The organism is Sphingorhabdus sp. (assembly GCF_023910635.1).
GTDB lineage: Bacteria > Pseudomonadota > Alphaproteobacteria > Sphingomonadales > Sphingomonadaceae > Sphingorhabdus_B.
The window spans coordinates 220,362-237,016 of sequence record NZ_JAAVVZ010000002.1 but is presented as its reverse complement, the minus strand read 5'-3'; the positions used below and the strand labels follow the sequence as shown (position 1 = coordinate 237,016).

The following is a 16,655-nucleotide window of genomic DNA, read 5'->3' as shown; positions in this document are numbered from 1 at the left end:
ATTAAAACTGACGCCATACTTGCGACGTCGTTAACCAAATGCCGCAGCGGCGCGGATAGTTTCATGAATATAAAACAACCAAAATGCTGTGACATCATAGACACGCTTTGGGTCTGCCACAAACCGGCTTGCCCAAATGGTCCGATTTGGACATGGATGGCGCATGGAACACACGCCGCAACCAGCCACCGCATTCAAAATCCTGACCGCAACGCAATGGGCACAATTTGAAGCGGACGGTGTCTTTCAAGGCGCGCCAGTTGATGTGGCGGATGGCTATATCCATCTGTCGACGCAAGATCAGGTTCAGGGCACGCTGGACAAGCATTTTGCCGGTCAGGATGGATTGATCATTGCCGAGGTTGATTTAGCAGCACTTAAGGATGTGATCAAATGGGAGCCATCGCGCGGCGGCGCGCTTTTCCCCCATATTTACGGTGACTTGCCGATGCACGCGATCATCGGACATTTGACCCAGATCAAAGCATGACGGAATTTTTTACGCCATAAAGACCTTCTTAACTGAAGGAAACTGACATGGACATTGTACAAATTCCCGCCGTCGCCATTTTCACCGGCATGCTCACATCATTTGCGGTCATCATGCTCGTCATCACTGTGGGCGACGTTATCAAACGTTAGGGTCAGGATTGCCGCCACGATTGTCGCGGCTGTCGATGTCGTCGGGGTCCAGCGCCGACTCACCAAAGCTGTCCGGTTCGTCGTCGTCGCTGCGCTCTGCGCGATAGGCGTCCATGTCGATTTGCCCGCTGCGTTCCATCTGGTTCATATGGTCCAACACATCCTGCGTATCATCGGGATTGATCTGCGCGGGATTGGTGGTTCCCCCATGTTCGCTTTCCAGATTGGCTGACCGATCGGCAATAGCCCGGATGGCATCGTCGGACACGGTTTGCGCCTGCGCCGCTTCGTCATCTTGCTCGCTGTTAAAGCTCTCCGGCGTATTCTCCGCTTGGTCAACGGGGCCCGCATTGTCGGTGCCTGCGTCGGTTATAGGCGGCTTACCGATGGGTCGGCTCTTTTCTGTTTCGGTCATGGAGGCATCCTGTCCTGAAAGTCGATAGACGCAAACGCGCATAAAGAAGGACGGTTCCCTCAGGCGTTTCAGGGTGCCCAGTTAAAGGCTTCGGCGCTTTCCCCAAGGCCATTCCCAGCTTTATCAAAACGTCGCTCCATAATGCGCCCGACACCATCACGCCCGACCGCCAATATTGTGCTGCAACGCGTACCATAGACAGCGTTGCGGATGAATATCGGATGCGCGTCCAGTTGGGTGGCATCGGCATCACCCAAAACGCCGAATAAAGTCATGGGGTCTTCTGCGCTGCCGCCAAGCCAGCTTATGAGCGCACGGTTCAACCGTTCTTTGCGCGGCCAGCGTTCGCCCTGCACCGCATTGGAGAGACCATGCACACCATGCCCTAATGAGGCGCGGACTTCATCAGGACGGTTCGACAGATATTGCAGGCCTTGTTGATCACCAATCATCAGACTGAACGGGTTGAAGTTGTCCAGATTGTCAGGAAACGCCCCGCGCGCAAGCCAATCAGTGACCAGCGCACCACGTGACGCCTTTTGCGGATCCGTGCTGTCTGGAGTTCGGATATTGGTAACTACGCCAAAGCGCCCGGTGTTGCTCACCCCCATCCATGTGCCTTGCGATAAGATATCGCGCCCAGCCATAATCGACGGATCGTCTGGCCATGGCCCCAACGGCGCTGCCGACCGGGCGTGAAATTCATCCCGGTTTCCTGCAACGATCAATTGCCAACGCGGATGCGCATGCCATGCAATCGACACTACGCACATATCTTGTTCCGATAGGCCCGGGTGATGCCCACCTGTCAGCCTTTATGGCCGCTTTGGGATAAATTTTCCGGGCGCGACATCACAACGGCTTTTCGTAAATGCGATATACTTTGTTGATCTCACCATTGATGGCCTCACCCACCGAACGCATCGGGCCATTGTCGTCCAGTACCCAACCAAATTCCCCGCGCGAGGCACCAAATTTGGCAGTCGAAGCATCGCGAATATAGGTGACCATCATAAACGCCAATTGGCTGGCCAACCGTGTTGCCTGCATTTTCTTGACCACGCCCATCAACGGTACCCGAACGCTGCGGACCTTGGGGGCGCGGAGCCACCAAAGCAGTTTTGCCCAGTTGAACGGGAATAATGATCCCCCGAAACTGCCGATTTTCTCATTGATATCGGGCCATGTCATCATGAATGCCACGGGCTCCCCATCAACCTCGGCAATGCGGATCAAATCGTTAAACACGATGGGCTTAAGTTGCTTTCCGGTATGGGCGACTTCTGCATCCGTTATCGGCACAAAGCCCCAATTGCCGCTCCATGCATCGTTCAGTATCGACAATATGATGGCCGCTTCGGCATCAAAATTGGCCTTGTTGACCTTCCGAATGACAATCCGCTCATTACGCTCACCCGATGCGACGATACGTTGCACCAAGGGTGGGAACGGCACATCAATCGGTATTTGATAGGTATACAGGTCTTTGACACCAGCATAGCCCGCCGCCTGTATCCACGCGCCATAGGCAGGGTTATGATGCCCCATCAGCACCGTCGGGGGGTGATCATGGCCTTGCACCAATAATCCCGGCTCTTCCCAGATCGATAGGCTCAATGGCCCAAGCGCGCGGACCATTTTTTTGTCGCGCAGCCAGCCTTCCGCTGTTTCCAACAGCACTTTTGCAACATCGGCGTCTTCGGCTTCGAAAAACCCCCAATTGCCGACGCCCGGACCCATGCCCTGTTCCGGAGGCTGCGCCAAAGCGAGATAGTCCAAATGCGCCGAAATGCGGCCAGCAATATGCCCATCCCGCTCAGCTAGAAAAAGCTGTGCTTCGCCATGCTCGAACCACGGGTTTTTGCCCGGCGTGATCGTCGCCATGACGTCGCTTTTCAAAGGTGGCACCCAGTTCGGGTCGCCAGCGTATAAGCGGAAAGGCAGATCGACAAAGGCTTGCTTGTCAGCCTTTGTCGAAATCAGGCGAATTTTGATATCTGTCATACACTATCCCTGAAAGCTTGTACGTCCTGCACCGTTCATTCTTCGGTGCGGACCAAAACCGTCTCACCTATCAAGAAGAACAACAAAAAAGGCCCCCATGCTGCAATCCATGGCGGATAAGCGCCGAGGTTCCCCATTGCCAACGCAAAGTTATCGGCCACAAAATAGGTAAAGCCCAAGGCCATCCCGATGACCGCCCGCAAAAAGAGCGCGCCGGAGCGGGCAAGGCCAAAGGCCGCCACTGCGCCAAGCAATGGCATCAACAATGTGGACAAAGGCCCGGATAGCTTGTGCCATAAAATGCCTTCAAGATTATCCGTGCGGCGTCCAGCGGCCTTTAAATCGTCGATTGCGCGCATGAGCGGCAGGAAGGCAAGGCTGTCGCCATCGACTTTAACCAAATTGAACCTGTCAGGCGTGATACCTTTTCCAATGATGAGGCTATCTGCCGTCGTTCCGATTGTTGTCGCCACATTGAACGATTTGGTTTTCTCAAGTTGCCAAGCATCGCCGATGTAACGCGCGCGGGTGGCGGTGATAACTTGTCGCAATCCGCCATTGGCACGCAGATATATGCGAACGTCCTCTAGCACCGTATCATCGCCAGAACCCACAACGTTGCCCGCATTGATAAGGTCATCGCCCTCACGCACCCATATATTGTTGCGGGCGTTGCCATCAGGTGCCACCGCGCCATATTCCGCTTTCTGCCACACTTTTAACTGGGCAGTGTTGGGCGCAACGACGGCATCGTTAAAGGCAAAGGATATCACCGCAACACCAAGGCTGGCGACGAACATCGGCGCCAAAATCTGATGCGCCGATAATCCAGCGGCCTTCATCGCCACGACTTCGCTGTTCTGGCTTAGCCCCGCAAAAGTGATCAAAGTGCCGAGCAACACCGAAAAAGGCAGAAACCGTGCAATAATCTGCGGCGCGCGCATCGAAATATAATGCAGAACATCGCCCTGATCATTTCCGGGAACCGACAGAATTTTGCCGCTTTCCCCCAACAAATCGAGCGTCATCAATATAAGAACGAGCATCATCAGCACCGCAAAGCTGCGGATGATGAATAGCTTTGCCATATATATTGTAATGTTACGCGACGGGAAAAAATGCATGATCTACGTCTCCGCCGATGACGCGGGCATGCCAAGGGTCGCCAGCCGCGACTTTCGACCGAACCGAAATACGCCCTTGACCCATTTGCCAGCCTTTGTGGCAAACACCTCAAGCGCGCCAATCGGCTGCCCGCCGGGCACATGCGCAATGATATGGTACATCCACAGGATCAGCGCTGTGAAAATCAAAAATGGCAACCACAAGGCAATGAAGGGATCAACGATGCCCATCCCGCCCACGCCTTCGGCATATTCGTTGACCTTGTGATAGGTCACCACCATGACAATTGATAAAAACACCCCAAGCGCGGACGTTGACCGCTTCGGCGGGATCGCCAGCGCCAGTGCAAGCAAAGGCAGCAAGAGCATCATTGCGACTTCCACCAGGCGGAAGTGAAAATTGGCCCAAGCCCGGTTGCGGTCCAGCGCAGGTTTCTGGGCATCACCGCCGATCTGGATCAATTCAGTGATCAGATATTCACGATCCTTGCCACCGCGCGTGCGGAAATTTTCGATCTTTGGCAACGGAATGGGGATGTCATGGCTCGTAAAGCTCAACACCCGAGGAGATTCATAACTTGGCGCGTCATGAACAAGCGTTCCTTTTTCGAGCCGCAGCAAGATCGTATCAGGGTCGTCGGTCCGCAAAAACTGGCCTTGCTCCGCCGTCACTGCAATAGTCTGCCCGCTGTTGCTTTGCGCGAAAACAAATAAGCCCGACAGAGCATTGCCGTTATCGCGGCTTTCGTCGATACGGACGGTCAGGTTTTTGCCGACATTGTTAAACTCCCCCACCCGCACTTTCGCGCCAAAGGCACCTGAACGCAGTTCAAAGCGCAGTTCTTCATACAAATAGCGCGAACTTGGTTGAATAAAGCCAACGATCGCGAAATTGATAGCGGCAAGCGCGATTGCGAACATGAACGGAACGCGCAACAGGCGAAAATAGCTCATGCCCACTGCGCGGAAAATGTCGAGTTCTGAAGATGTTGCTAATCGACGGAAGGCCAACAAGATGCCTAGCAGCAGGCCGATGGGGATACCCAATGAGAGATATTCGGGCATGAGGTTGGCCAGCATCCGCCAAACGACGCTGACCGGCCCGCCCTCTGCTGCCACAAAGTCAAACAGGTTCAGCATCTTTTCCAGCAACAGCAATGACGCGGCGATTGCGAGTGTGGCAAGCAGCGGCAACATCACAAGCCGGAAGATATAGCGGTCGGTGGCAGTTAGAAATTTCAATTTATCGTCGCCCTGTCACCCTAATTTGGCCGCAAACTCACCCGATAGACGGTTACAGGTTCAGGGGCAATATCGATGCTATCCGAAAAAAGTGCGGATAACAGACATAAAGTTCCAGGAGTATACAGATGAAGAAATGTGTCGCCCTTGTGGCTATGGTTGGTCTGGTGCTGGTTTCAGGTGTAGCAGTCGCGAGCCAAGAGCTGAATAATGATATGTCGCGGTGCACGTCGGGCAACGGGCCGGCCGTGCTCGTCCAAGTGCGCGGCATTAAGGAAGCGACCGGGAAAGTCCGTGTGCAATCCTACCCCGCAATTGCCGGCGTTTGGTTGGCCAAGGGCCGTTGGCTCCACCGCATCGAAACCCCAGCAAGCGCAGGCAGCATGAATATCTGCGTCCCGGTTCCCTCCGAAGGCAAATATGGCATCGCTGTCCGACATGACCGCAATGGCAATGGCAAGACCGACATTAGCCAAGACGGCGGCGGTTTTTCGAATAACCCAAGCATCAGCATTCTGAACTTGGGCAGGCCATCGGTCAACAAGGTCGCTTTTGACGCAGGCCCCGGGGTCACGCGGATCACAATCAACCTGAAATATATGTGAGGGTTCTTATTTGGCTTTAGTGGCGCTCCTTTCTAACCCGCATTCAACTGGCAACAAATCTATGTTGCCAGAGGTTCGAACCTATTGCGCCAAAAATCCCGATATATTCCATTATGAGGTCGAGGAGATCGGCCAGATTGCCAAGGCGTTGGAGATGATTGCCCGCGTGAAGCCCAAGGTACTGGTCATCAACGGCGGCGATGGCACGGTTCAATCCGCCCTGACCGAGCTTTATCATGGTGGCCATTTTGAAGGCACCCCACCGCCAGTGGCTGTATTGCCCAACGGCAAGACGAACCTCATCGCCTTGGACTTGGGTGCAGAAGGCGATCCGTTGGAGGCACTTTCGCGGATTATTGAGGTCGCAAAAGGCGATATGACGAAGCATATCGTGGTGCGCGAACTCATTGCCCTGAGCGATGGCAGCGAAGGTGCGCGTCCGGTGCTGGGCATGTTTCTTGGTGGAGCAGGACTTGCCGAAACGATTTTATATTGTCGGCACAAAATTTATCCCTTGGGCCTACCCAATGGGCTTAGCCATTTTTTGACCGTATTTGCCGTCATGTTTTCGGCAATCGTCAGCGTAAAATCCCGTTTCCTACCCGCGCGATCCAAGCCGGTCAGCATAACGTTCATCCGCAATGGTGAATTGCACGGCACGTTTTCTGTGCTGATTGTGACGACTTTGGAAAAGCTGTTGCTGGGCGGCCAAGCGGGCAACAACAAGCAACGCGGGCTGATGAAATTTCTGGCGGTTGACCAAAAACCATTAGCCATGCTGAAAATGATTGCGGCGTCATTGCGTGGCAAATTAGGGCAAACAACCATGAGCGGCGTGCATTTCCAACAAGGCGACGTCATTCGCATTGACAGCGAACAAAGCAATGTCGTTCTGGACGGCGAAGTTTTTCAGGCCCATCGCGGTAGCCCAATCGTTCTGCGCTCGACACCGCCTGTCCCGTTCCTGAAACTGGCCGCTTAACAAGCGCCCATAAAGGCGGCTAAGGCCACAGACATGCTCTCGCTTACGCAACTTGTCGCTGAAGAATTGGCTATCCCAGTGCAGAAGGGCGTAAGCGAATTTGCATCGCATATCGCGGCGCAATTTAATGGCGCGGCACGCGCGGTGTTATTCTACGGTTCATGTTTACGGTCGGAGCAATTGCAGGGCGAGATGCTCGACTTTTACCTGATCGTTTCTGACTATAAGGCCGCTTATGGCGAAAGCTGGCTCGCGAAATGGAACCGCCGTCTACCGCCCAACGTCTTTCCGTTTCAACATAATGGCCTCATCGCCAAAGTCGCGGTGTTAAGCGAAAGCGACTTTCATCACCTTAACCGGCCCGCCGCATCCGCCGTTTCGGTCTGGGCCAGATTTGCACAGCCCGCACGCCTCGCCTGGTGCGCCGATGATAAGGCGCGACAAGCAGCGGTAATCGCGATTTCGGGGGCAGCCCCAACTTTGCTCAATGCAGCATTGGCATTTGCCGAACGTGAGGTGGACGTCCTCGATTTGTGGCAGTTGGGGTTCCAGATGACATATAGCGCCGAACTGCGCGCCGAACGCAAAGACCGGCCATCGTCCGTCATCGCATTCGACCCCGAACGCTATGGCCGTTTTGGCATCGCTGCGCTGTGTCACACCCGTATAGCGAACGAGCATCGCGGCGACAAAATCCTGTTATTTCCAGATGTGGACGCCAAAATTGCGCAAGAGAAAAATCGTTGGCCGGGATTGCGCCGACGCGGCAAATTGCTGACCATCGCACGGCTTGCCAAGGCCGCGTTTACTTATGCAGGCGGGATTGATTATCTGGCGTGGAAGATAAACCGCCACGCCGGAACGCAGATCATCATCCAGCCATGGCAGCGCAAATGGCCATTGGTCGCGGCGCTGTTTCTGGTGCCGAAATTATGGGCAAAAGGGGCCGTGCGTTAACCGCCAAATCGGTTATGCGGAGCCAACAGCACAAGCGCGAAAATGCCGGCATAGGCCGCAGGCAACCACAGGCTGTTATATCCAAAGATGCCAAACATCAACGCGCCAACCGCAGCGCCGCTGATCAGGCCAAGCCATAGCAACAGATATGGCACCCATTCCAAACGCGGACCGCCGCTGATCATCGTGGCAAGCCCCTGCCCGATTTTAACAAGCGCTCCTGTCATGTAAGTGAGCCCGAACGATACGGAGCCTTCGCGTTCAAAAAGCGTGTTTTCCAGCCCCATGCAGAATGCCGCAAAGCACAGCCCAATGAGCAGAAATCCAAAGTTTGCAATGAGTGGCGCGGCAAATAGCAACAGCGATATGATGATGAGGATGAATGCCTGACGCCGCGAAGGCGAGAGCGTGTTCTTGCGGCCAATAAGCGACCCTGCAACGACGCCGGTTACAAAGCTTGTCAGCAACGCAGCAACCATGCCCACATAAGGCGCGGCCTCCACCAGACCGACGCTGAGCCGTGTGGAATTTCCGCTCATAAAAGACAGGAAAAACCCGCCACTGGCAAGGAACCCAATGGCATCGACCATGCCCGCCATGGCCGCGAAACTGACGGCCAAAAGGCGGGCGTTACGGTCAAGCCTGTTCACGAGCTTTCCGTCAGATGATCCCGACAGCCTTGCCGGCGCGTTCGAAGCGGTCGAGAATATCTGCGACCTGATCGCTCGTATGCTCCGCGCAAAGCGAGCAGCGCAGCAAGGTCATACCTGCGGGCGTCGCCGGTGGGCGTGCCAAGTTCACATACAGCCCGTTTTCAAGCAACGCTGCCCACATCGCCGCACCCTTTTCCAGATCGGGCATGATGACCGCGATGATGGCGCTTTGTGCATTGGGCGTGCCCAATTGGAAGCCCAGATCGCGCAGCCCCTGATGCAGGTTCTTTGAATTTTCCCACAAATGCGCGCGCTTGTTACCATTATGCATCAGCTTGCGAATACTTGCCGCCGAACAGGCAACAACCGAAGGCGGTAGCGATGCGGTGAACACATAAGGACGGCAAACCAGCCGCATGATTTCAAACTTGGGATGGTTCGACACGCAGAAACCACCCACGGTGCCAACCGATTTGGAAAAGGTACCAATGACGAAATCGACATCATCCAGCACGCCTTGCTCTTCCGCCACGCCGCGCCCATTTTCGCCGATAAAGCCCATTGAGTGCGCTTCATCGACTAGGATCATTGCGCCGGCCTCTTTCGAAACGCGGATCATTTCCTTCAACGGCGCAACGTCGCCCAGCATGGAGTAAACGCCCTCAAGCACAACAAGCTTACCTGCGTCCGAAGGAAGCCGTTTCAGGCGTTTTTCAAGTGCCTCAACATCATTGTGACGGAAGGCGACGATTTCGGCGTCACCCATTTTGCAGCCATCATAAATCGATGCATGGCTGTCAATGTCGAGGATGATGTAATCGCCCTTGCCAGCGATCGTGCTGATGATACCCAAATTCGCCTGATAGCCCGTGGAAAAGACCATGGCATGGTCCATCCCGTAAAATTCCTTCAATGCGTCTTCGCATTCCTTATGACCCTGAAAGGTGCCGTTCAGAACGCGGCTGCCGGTGGTACCAGCGCCAAATTCGTCCAATGCTTGCTTGCCTGCCGCAATGACGTCATCGTCAAAGGTCATGCCCATATAATTATAGGTGCCAAGCAGGATCGTTTCCTTGCCATTGACGACAGCGACGGTGGGCGATTTCACTTCTTCCATCACCAGGCTGAACGGGTCTTTTACGCCGGTGGCGAGCAGACCTTCGCGCTGGGCGATTAAGGCGTCAAATTTTGAAAATAAGTCAGTCATTACCGTCTCTCGTGAAAAATTTAAGCAGCAGTTAGCTTGGTCACGGCGTCGACCAACTGGCCAACATTTTCGATCTCAGCCTGCAAATTCATGCTGATGATGATGTCAAAGCTGTCTTCGACGTCAGCGACAAAATCCATAACGGTCAGGCTGTCCCATTCAAGGTCGCCTGCAAACGTCGTTGCTTCACCAACTTCGGTGCCTTTTTTGTTAAATGGTTCAATCAAGCCCTTCAGGCGATCAAACATTTCGCTCCGGTCAGTCATTCTTAAATCCTCGATATGATTGGCGGCCAATGCCTCGCCTGTTCGCGCTATTGCAAGCGAATAAGGCGGCAAAAGGGCAAGGTTAAGGCGCTACATCAACCCATGCTTGCGATACCAGCCTGCGGTGTCTTTCAGGCCCGAAGTCGTTGGAATTTTCGGCTGCCAAAGCTGCGACGCTGGCGCAGCGTCCGGGTCAATAGTCCAGTCGGGATGCGCAAGGTAATTGGCGCGGTCCGGCGTCAGCTTTGCCATTGGCCCGCGGATCGCACGATCGGCCCATCCGGCAAATTTCAAAAGAAAGCCCGGTGCATGCAGTGCCGTAATGTTGCGGCCGACCGCCGCGCCGATGGCTTTGGCAAAGGCTTCATGACTCCACCCGCCCGCCGTCCCGTCATCGGCTTCGAACACGCGTTTCGACACATTTTCAGCCGACAACAAGGTCACGAGCAAGCGGGCCAGATCATCGACATGGATGACGGACACGCGCCCGCGCGGCGGCAGCAAAGCCCAGCCCTTGGCCGCAATCCGGAACATATCAAACATTTCGGTGTCGCCAGGACCATAGACACCCGGCGGTCGAATGACGATCCAGTCGAGCGGCGAAGCTTTCACAAGATTTTCGGCCCTGGCCTTGCTCGCGCCATATAAGGACAGCGCCGGTTCGCGCGCGGCGAGTGAGGAGACAGCGACGAAGCGGTCAATATGTGCCATTTGGGCAGCGGCGAGCATATTTTCCGTGCCAGCTACATTACCGCTTTCAAAACCAGCCGCATCGGGCGCGTTGACGACGCCAGCGACATGCAACACCGCATCTGCGCCTTTGCATAATAGGTTGAGACTGGCCACATCATCCAGACGGCCATGAACCCATGTCACGCCTGCTGTCGTGGGCTGGTCCCGCCGCGTCAATGCGCGCACGTGCCAGCCATCTGCGACCAATCGATCCAGCGTGATCCGCCCGACAAACCCCGTCGCCCCCGTCAGCGCAACTGTCTTCACAGCAGGACCAATTGATCGCGGTGGACGAGCACAGAGCGCGGCACGGTGCCTAATATGGCGGCAAGCTCGCTTGACCGGTGCCCGCAGATACGCGCCGCATCAACCGCGTCATATTCGGAAAGTCCGCGTGCAATCGCAACGCCGTCATCGGCGCTGATGTCGATGACATCGCCGCGTTTGAATTCGCCCTCTACCGACAGTGCGCCTGCGGGCAACAGGCTGCTGCCGTTCTGGAGCGCTTGTACCGCACCGTCATCAATTCGGATCCGCCCCTTGACCGTCAGCCGTCCGCCGAGCCAGCTTTTGCGGGCCGATGCGCCTTCGCGTGGGGCGAAGAAGGTCGAAAGCCCACCCTGCTCCAACGCCATAAGCGGATGGTCGCGCAGGCCTGATGCGATTACCAGGCCAATCCCGGCCCGCGTCGCAATATCTGCGGCATCCAATTTGGATGCCATCCCGCCGGACCCCATGCCAGAAGAGGAGCCTTCGGCGACCATCACCCGCACGCGGCCGTCAATCTTCTCAATCGTCGGTAGCAACACCGCGCCAGGCAAATGTGGCGCGCGGTCGAACAAGCCGTCAACATCGGACAGCAATATCACGCCCGTCGCGCCCGCAGCCTGCGCCACGCGTGCGGCCAAACGGTCATTGTCGCCAAAGCGAATTTCTTCGGTAGCGACGCTGTCATTTTCGTTGATGACGGGCACTGCCCCTGCCCCCAAGAGGCGATCAAGCGTGGCCGCGATGTTTAAATAACGGCGGCGGTCCTCAAGATCATCGAGCGTCACCAGCATCTGCGCTGCGGCCAAGGACTGACCTTCCAACAGGTCCGCCCAGATGCCCGATAACACAATCTGCCCTACCGACGCGGCGGCTTGCGCATCGGCAAGGCTGGCGCGGCCACCCTTGTCAAAGCCCAAGCGGCGGGCGCCCAGCGCAATTGCGCCCGAGGTGACAATGATGCACCGCTGCCCCGCCTTATGCCGCGCACTGATGTCCGCAACGAGCGTCTGAAGCCATTCCCGCCGCACAGTCCCGTCTGGCTGCACCAGCAACGATGAGCCGACTTTGACCACCAATAAGGGGCAGGATGCGGGTGAGAGTTTATCCACGGGCGTCATGCTGAACTTGTTTCACCGGTGGTGACTGATGTTCCAGCATCCATTTATCCGTTCCAGCGCAGGTTCCGCTGCACGATAGACCCTGAAACAAGTTCAGGGTGACGGAAGCGTGAATGCCGGGCGCAGCGTTCAGATCGGCGACCATGTCCCATCCTCGGTGATGCCATCGGCCTTTGCGCCTTCAATCCCGCTTTTGGCAGGCAGCGCCTCTAATATCCGGTCGAGGACCAGGTCAACGCCTTGGCCCGTCGCGCCGGAAATCGCGATGACATCCTGCGCGCCAGCGGCCTGAAGCTGCTGTGCGATGTCGGCCATTAATTCAGGGTCAAGCAAATCGCCCTTGTTGAGCGCGACAATCTGGGGCTTTTCATCCAAGGCCGCGCCATATTCGCTCAATTCGTCACACACAATGTGCCATGCGGCCACGGGGTCATCTTGCGTTGCATCAATCAAGTGAATGAGGATCCGGCAGCGCTCAATATGGCCCAAGAAACGGTCGCCAATGCCAACGCCTTCGGCAGCGCCAGCGATAAGGCCTGGAATATCGGCCAGCACGAATTCACGCGACTTATGGTCAACAACGCCCAATTGCGGGCGCGTGGTGGTGAACGGATAATCACCAACCTTCGCCTTGGTATTCGACACTTGGTTGATGAACGTCGATTTGCCCGCATTCGGCATGCCGACAAGGCCCGCATCAGCCAACAGTTTCAACCGCAACCAGATATATCTTTCTTCGCCGGGCCAGCCTGGACCATGTTCGCGCGGGGCGCGGTTGGTTGAGCTTTTATACGATGCGTTACCACGGCCGCCATCGCCACCGCGCAGGAACACAACCCGCTGTCCCACTGCAGTCAGATCAAGCAACAATGTGCGTTCCTCGTCATCGGCCAGCACCTGCGTGCCCACAGGAACCTGAATGACAAGATCATCACCATAAGCGCCATGGCGATCACGGCCCATCCCTTGAATGCCGCGCATAGCTTTGAAATGCTGCGCATAGCGGAAATCGATGAGTGTGTTCAGCCCGGCCACTGCCTCAATAACGATATCACCACCCTTGCCACCATTACCGCCGTCGGGGCCACCATATTGAACATATTTCTCCCGCCGAAAACTGACCGCGCCCGGGCCACCTGCGCCGGAACGGACAAAAATCTTAGCTTGGTCAAGAAAATGCATATATTGGCCTTTAGGGGAGAATGCTGGTTTTGGCCAGTGTTGGGTTCAATACCCGAGCTTGTCACCCTGAACTTGGTTCAGGGTCCATCATGCGTCTCAACTCTTCGGGCTAAGCTGGCAAATGGATGCTGAAACAAGTTCAGCATGACGTGTGTCGAAGGTTGGTGGAGCCTAGGGGAGTCGAACCCCTGACCTCTACACTGCCAGTGTAGCGCTCTACCAGCTGAGCTAAGGCCCCATCTGGCCGTCCATTGGACAGCCTTGGTGAGGAGCGCCACTAGCGGGCGCTCCTGTATATATCAAGTCCGAAGATTAGATGTCGTCGGGTTCGCCTTCGGTGCCGGCAACGCCAAGATCTTCGTCTCCGCCCAAGTCAACATCATTGTCCGGCGAAACGTCGCCATCAACCGCATCGACGTCAATGTCGAGGTCGTCATCGGCCAGATCTGAGTCGTCCTTTTTCTTTTCGACTTCTTCAAATGGCATTGGCTGCTTCGATTTCAAAACTGGCTCTGGCGTCCACTGGTTGCCGCATTCGATGCATTCAACCGGCTCGTCCTTGGTCAGGTCGTAAAAACGAACGCCACATTTCGGGCAAGTGCGCTTGGTTCCCCATTCAGCCTTGATCATGGCGGGCTTAAATCCTTTTAAACTGGTTTGGAAAGGCAACGCACATCTGTGAATCACCGTTAATTGGCGCGGCCTTTGCCACAGCGACGCGCCGCTGTCAAAAATTACTGTGGTCGTTGACTTGAACGCGCATCATCCGCAAAGCGCAAAACATCATGCACAGCGCACAACCCAGACCCGGCAGTTTCCAGCCCAGCGGCGCGTTATTCGGCACGCTTAAGGTTCCTGGCGACAAATCCATTTCGCACCGCGCGCTTATGTTGAGCGCGCTTGCGGTGGGTGAAAGCAAAATTTCAGGGTTGCTAGAAGGCGAAGACGTGCTCGCCACCGCGACTGCTATGCGGGCAATGGGCGCGCATATAGAACGCACTGGTGAAGGCAAATGGACCGTCAACGGCGTTGGCGTGGGCGGCTTGATGCAGCCATCTGGCGCGCTCGACATGGGCAATAGCGGGACCTCGACACGGTTATTGATGGGGCTGGTCGCCAGCCACCGGCTAACCGCGACCTTCATTGGCGATGCCAGCCTGTCCAAACGCCCGATGGGCCGCGTGATTGATCCGCTCAGCCAAATGGGCGCCGAGTTTACGGCAAGCCCCGGCGGGATGCTGCCGATCATGGTGCGCGGATTGGTGCCTGCCATACCGATCAGCTACCGTCTGCCGGTCGCCTCTGCGCAAGTTAAAAGCGCCGTCTTGCTGGCCGGGTTGAACATCGCGGGCATCACCGAAGTCATCGAGCCAGTGCCCACCCGCGACCATAGCGAACGCATGCTGCGCGGTTTTGGTGCAGATTTAACCGTCGATGTTGATGCCGATGGTGTGCGGCATATCCGCCTGATGGGCGAAGCAGAGTTACAGCCGCAACAGATTGAGGTTCCCGGCGATCCGTCTTCCGCAGCCTTTTTCGTTGTCGCCGCACTAATTACACCGGGTAGCGAAGTCACCGTCACCCATGTCGGCATGAACCCGACGCGCACGGGCATTTACAAGATGCTGGAGGCGATGGGCGCTGACCTGACCTATTCGAACCAACGCGAGGTTGGCGGCGAGCCAGTGGCGGACATCACTGCGCGGCACTCGGCGTTGCGCGGCATCGACGTGCCACCCGATGTTGCGCCCAGTATGATCGATGAGTTTCCCGTGCTTTTCGTCGCGGCCAGCATGGCGCAAGGCCGAACAACGACCAGCGGGCTGGACGAACTGCGCGTCAAAGAATCCGACCGGCTCGCGCTCATGGCGGCGGGCTTGAAAGCGATTGGCGCACGGGTCGAAGAACGCGAAGACGGCCTTGTCATCGACGGCAGCGGAGGAGAACCGTTAGAAGGCGGCGCGACGGTAACAAGCGCCCTCGACCACCGCATCGCGATGAGCTTCGCCGTGGCAGGGCAGCATTGTTATCAGTCGGTAACGGTGGATGACGTGTCGCCCATTGCGACTAGTTTTCCGACATTTGAAAACATCTTACATAATCTGCAGGTTCAACATTGACCGAATATCTATCGCCTTTCGCCGCTGACCTCATTGGGTTTGCCGGGAGCTTCTTCATCGTTGCGGCGTTTGCGTATAGCAACCTCACGACGCAGATGAACGCATTGTGGTTCAACGTCGCAAACTTCCTTGGCGCGGCCTTGCTGACCATTTCGCTGACGGTGAATTTCAATCTGCCGACAATGGTATTGGAAATCGTCTGGATGGCGATTGCTTTGTTTGGCATCACCAAGGCGCTGATGAAGCACCGTGTCGATACAGGCGCGGCCGAATGATCATCGCCGTTGACGGGCCAACTGCCTCGGGCAAGGGCACGTTGGCAAAGGCCCTCGCCGCGCATTTTGGGTTGCCGTTTCTGGATACGGGCCTGCTCTACCGCGCGGTGGGACGGCAGGTGCAATTGCACCAGGGTAACGCCGACGACCCGGCGGACGCTTTGGCGGGATGCGGGTTCCCGGACAGCTTGCTTGATGACCCCAGCTTGCGGAACGAAGAAGTTGGCGGGTTAGCTAGCCGGGTATCGATCCACCCCGTGGTGCGCGCGGCGCTCAACAAGCGGCAGGTGGACTTTGCCAATCAACCCGGCGGCGCGTTGCTTGACGGGCGCGATATCGGGACGGTCATCGCGCCACATGCTGACGTGAAGCTGTTCGTCACCGCGCCCGCAGAGGTCCGCGCACGCCGCCGATATGATGAAATGCAAAGGCACGGTAACGATGTCGCATTTGCCCATATCCTCGGCGACATTCAGGCGCGCGATGCGCGCGACACGGGCCGCGCCGATGCGCCGTTAAAACCGGCGGAAGACGCGCTATTGCTTGATACCGGCGATTTGACTATAGGCGACGCCGTTCAAGCTGCGATTGCTTTGGTGGAGTCTCAACTTCGCAAGAGCTAAGTAGCCGGCGTGTATCGATAGAACACACCGTCACCCTGAACTTGGTTCAGGGTCCATTTCGCCTCGCTGACCCTTGGTCTAAGTTGATGGATGGATGCTGAAACAAGTTCAGCATGACGTGGTGATTTGGTTCGATATGCACCGTTTTTGAACGCTTTGCTGCTATTCGGGCATCAGGGCAACTCTGGTCAAAGACCGTCGGAACCAACCGACTGGCCGGACAAAATGTACGTAAGGA

Annotated in this window: 19 protein-coding genes and 1 tRNA gene; 7 read left to right on the top strand and 13 right to left on the bottom strand. The window is 56.2% G+C overall.

Features of this window, described 5'->3' with window-relative positions:
- Positions 1-163 precede the first annotated feature (163 nt).
- A complete protein-coding gene (locus HEQ34_RS01530) occupies positions 164-490 on the top strand; it encodes a DUF952 domain-containing protein (protein ID WP_296196430.1) in 327 nt (108 codons plus the stop codon).
- A 141-nt stretch (positions 491-631) separates the two neighbouring features.
- Here HEQ34_RS01530 and HEQ34_RS01525 read toward each other — a convergent pair whose 3' ends face one another.
- The 5 genes from HEQ34_RS01525 to lptF form a co-directional block, all read right to left on the bottom strand.
- On the bottom strand, positions 632-1,057 hold the full coding sequence (locus tag HEQ34_RS01525) for a hypothetical protein (protein WP_296196427.1): 426 nt from the start codon (positions 1,055-1,057) through the stop codon (positions 632-634).
- Positions 1,058-1,125: 68 nt separating this feature from the next.
- Positions 1,126-1,830 (bottom strand): NRDE family protein, encoded by a 705-nt coding sequence (locus HEQ34_RS01520; protein WP_296196426.1) that lies wholly within the window; start codon positions 1,828-1,830, stop codon positions 1,126-1,128.
- A gap of 79 nt (positions 1,831-1,909) precedes the next feature.
- Positions 1,910-3,061: an N-acetyltransferase gene (locus tag HEQ34_RS01515; protein ID WP_296196424.1), complete on the bottom strand. Its 1,152-nt coding sequence runs from the start codon at positions 3,059-3,061 to the stop codon at positions 1,910-1,912.
- A 35-nt stretch (positions 3,062-3,096) separates the two neighbouring features.
- Positions 3,097-4,185 carry an LPS export ABC transporter permease LptG gene (lptG, locus tag HEQ34_RS01510; protein WP_296196421.1) on the bottom strand — a complete coding sequence of 363 codons (1,089 nt, stop codon included), beginning with the start codon at positions 4,183-4,185 and terminating at the stop codon, positions 3,097-3,099.
- Between the two features lie 3 nt (positions 4,186-4,188).
- Positions 4,189-5,427, bottom strand: coding sequence for an LPS export ABC transporter permease LptF (gene lptF / locus HEQ34_RS01505; protein ID WP_296196417.1), 1,239 nt, complete (start codon positions 5,425-5,427; stop codon positions 4,189-4,191).
- A 155-nt stretch (positions 5,428-5,582) separates the two neighbouring features.
- Here lptF and HEQ34_RS01500 point away from each other — a divergent pair, with 155 nt between their 5' ends.
- Genes HEQ34_RS01500 through HEQ34_RS01490 form a run of 3 tightly spaced genes read left to right on the top strand, consistent with a single transcriptional unit; the run spans position 5,583 to position 7,971 of the window.
- A complete protein-coding gene (locus HEQ34_RS01500; RefSeq protein ID WP_296196602.1) occupies positions 5,583-6,032 on the top strand; it encodes a DUF2141 domain-containing protein in 450 nt (149 codons plus the stop codon).
- A 10-nt stretch (positions 6,033-6,042) separates the two neighbouring features.
- Positions 6,043-7,014 carry a diacylglycerol kinase family protein gene (locus HEQ34_RS01495; protein ID WP_296196414.1) on the top strand — a complete coding sequence of 324 codons (972 nt, stop codon included), beginning with the start codon at positions 6,043-6,045 and terminating at the stop codon, positions 7,012-7,014.
- Positions 7,015-7,047: 33 nt separating this feature from the next.
- The gene (locus tag HEQ34_RS01490; protein WP_296196411.1) at positions 7,048-7,971 is read left to right on the top strand and encodes a hypothetical protein; all 924 of its coding nucleotides are present in this window, start codon (positions 7,048-7,050) and stop codon (positions 7,969-7,971) included.
- Here HEQ34_RS01490 and HEQ34_RS01485 read toward each other — a convergent pair.
- The 8 genes from HEQ34_RS01485 to HEQ34_RS01450 form a co-directional block, all read right to left on the bottom strand.
- A complete protein-coding gene (locus HEQ34_RS01485) occupies positions 7,968-8,621 on the bottom strand; it encodes a YoaK family protein (RefSeq protein WP_296196409.1) in 654 nt (217 codons plus the stop codon). The genes HEQ34_RS01490 and HEQ34_RS01485 overlap by 4 nt on opposite strands.
- 10 nt (positions 8,622-8,631) lie before the next feature.
- Complete coding sequence (locus HEQ34_RS01480) at positions 8,632-9,831, bottom strand: aminotransferase class I/II-fold pyridoxal phosphate-dependent enzyme (RefSeq protein WP_296196406.1); 1,200 nt, start codon at positions 9,829-9,831, stop codon at positions 8,632-8,634.
- 20 nt (positions 9,832-9,851) lie between these two features.
- Positions 9,852-10,097 carry an acyl carrier protein gene (locus HEQ34_RS01475; protein WP_296196401.1) on the bottom strand — a complete coding sequence of 82 codons (246 nt, stop codon included), beginning with the start codon at positions 10,095-10,097 and terminating at the stop codon, positions 9,852-9,854.
- A 90-nt stretch (positions 10,098-10,187) separates the two neighbouring features.
- Positions 10,188-11,096: an NAD(P)-dependent oxidoreductase gene (locus HEQ34_RS01470; protein WP_296196399.1), complete on the bottom strand. Its 909-nt coding sequence runs from the start codon at positions 11,094-11,096 to the stop codon at positions 10,188-10,190.
- Positions 11,093-12,217 carry a glutamate 5-kinase gene (proB, locus tag HEQ34_RS01465; RefSeq protein WP_296196397.1) on the bottom strand — a complete coding sequence of 375 codons (1,125 nt, stop codon included), beginning with the start codon at positions 12,215-12,217 and terminating at the stop codon, positions 11,093-11,095. The genes HEQ34_RS01470 and proB overlap by 4 nt, the downstream gene beginning before the upstream one ends.
- Before the next feature lie 129 nt (positions 12,218-12,346).
- The gene (gene obgE, locus HEQ34_RS01460) at positions 12,347-13,399 is read right to left on the bottom strand and encodes a GTPase ObgE (RefSeq protein WP_296196395.1); all 1,053 of its coding nucleotides are present in this window, start codon (positions 13,397-13,399) and stop codon (positions 12,347-12,349) included.
- Between the two features lie 162 nt (positions 13,400-13,561).
- A tRNA-Ala gene (locus HEQ34_RS01455) sits at positions 13,562-13,637 on the bottom strand.
- 74 nt (positions 13,638-13,711) lie between these two features.
- A complete protein-coding gene (locus HEQ34_RS01450) occupies positions 13,712-14,029 on the bottom strand; it encodes an FYDLN acid domain-containing protein (protein WP_296196393.1) in 318 nt (105 codons plus the stop codon).
- Between the two features lie 155 nt (positions 14,030-14,184).
- On the opposite strand from HEQ34_RS01450, the gene aroA reads away from it, so the two are divergent.
- The 3 genes from aroA to HEQ34_RS01435 are packed head-to-tail and all read left to right on the top strand — an operon-like array spanning position 14,185 to position 16,417.
- A complete protein-coding gene (gene aroA / locus HEQ34_RS01445; RefSeq protein ID WP_296196391.1) occupies positions 14,185-15,519 on the top strand; it encodes a 3-phosphoshikimate 1-carboxyvinyltransferase in 1,335 nt (444 codons plus the stop codon).
- A complete protein-coding gene (locus tag HEQ34_RS01440; protein ID WP_296196388.1) occupies positions 15,516-15,794 on the top strand; it encodes a hypothetical protein in 279 nt (92 codons plus the stop codon). Before aroA ends, HEQ34_RS01440 begins: the two co-directional genes overlap by 4 nt.
- Positions 15,791-16,417 (top strand): d(CMP) kinase, encoded by a 627-nt coding sequence (locus tag HEQ34_RS01435; RefSeq protein WP_296196386.1) that lies wholly within the window; start codon positions 15,791-15,793, stop codon positions 16,415-16,417. Before HEQ34_RS01440 ends, HEQ34_RS01435 begins: the two co-directional genes overlap by 4 nt.
- The last annotated feature ends 238 nt before the right edge of the window (positions 16,418-16,655 follow it).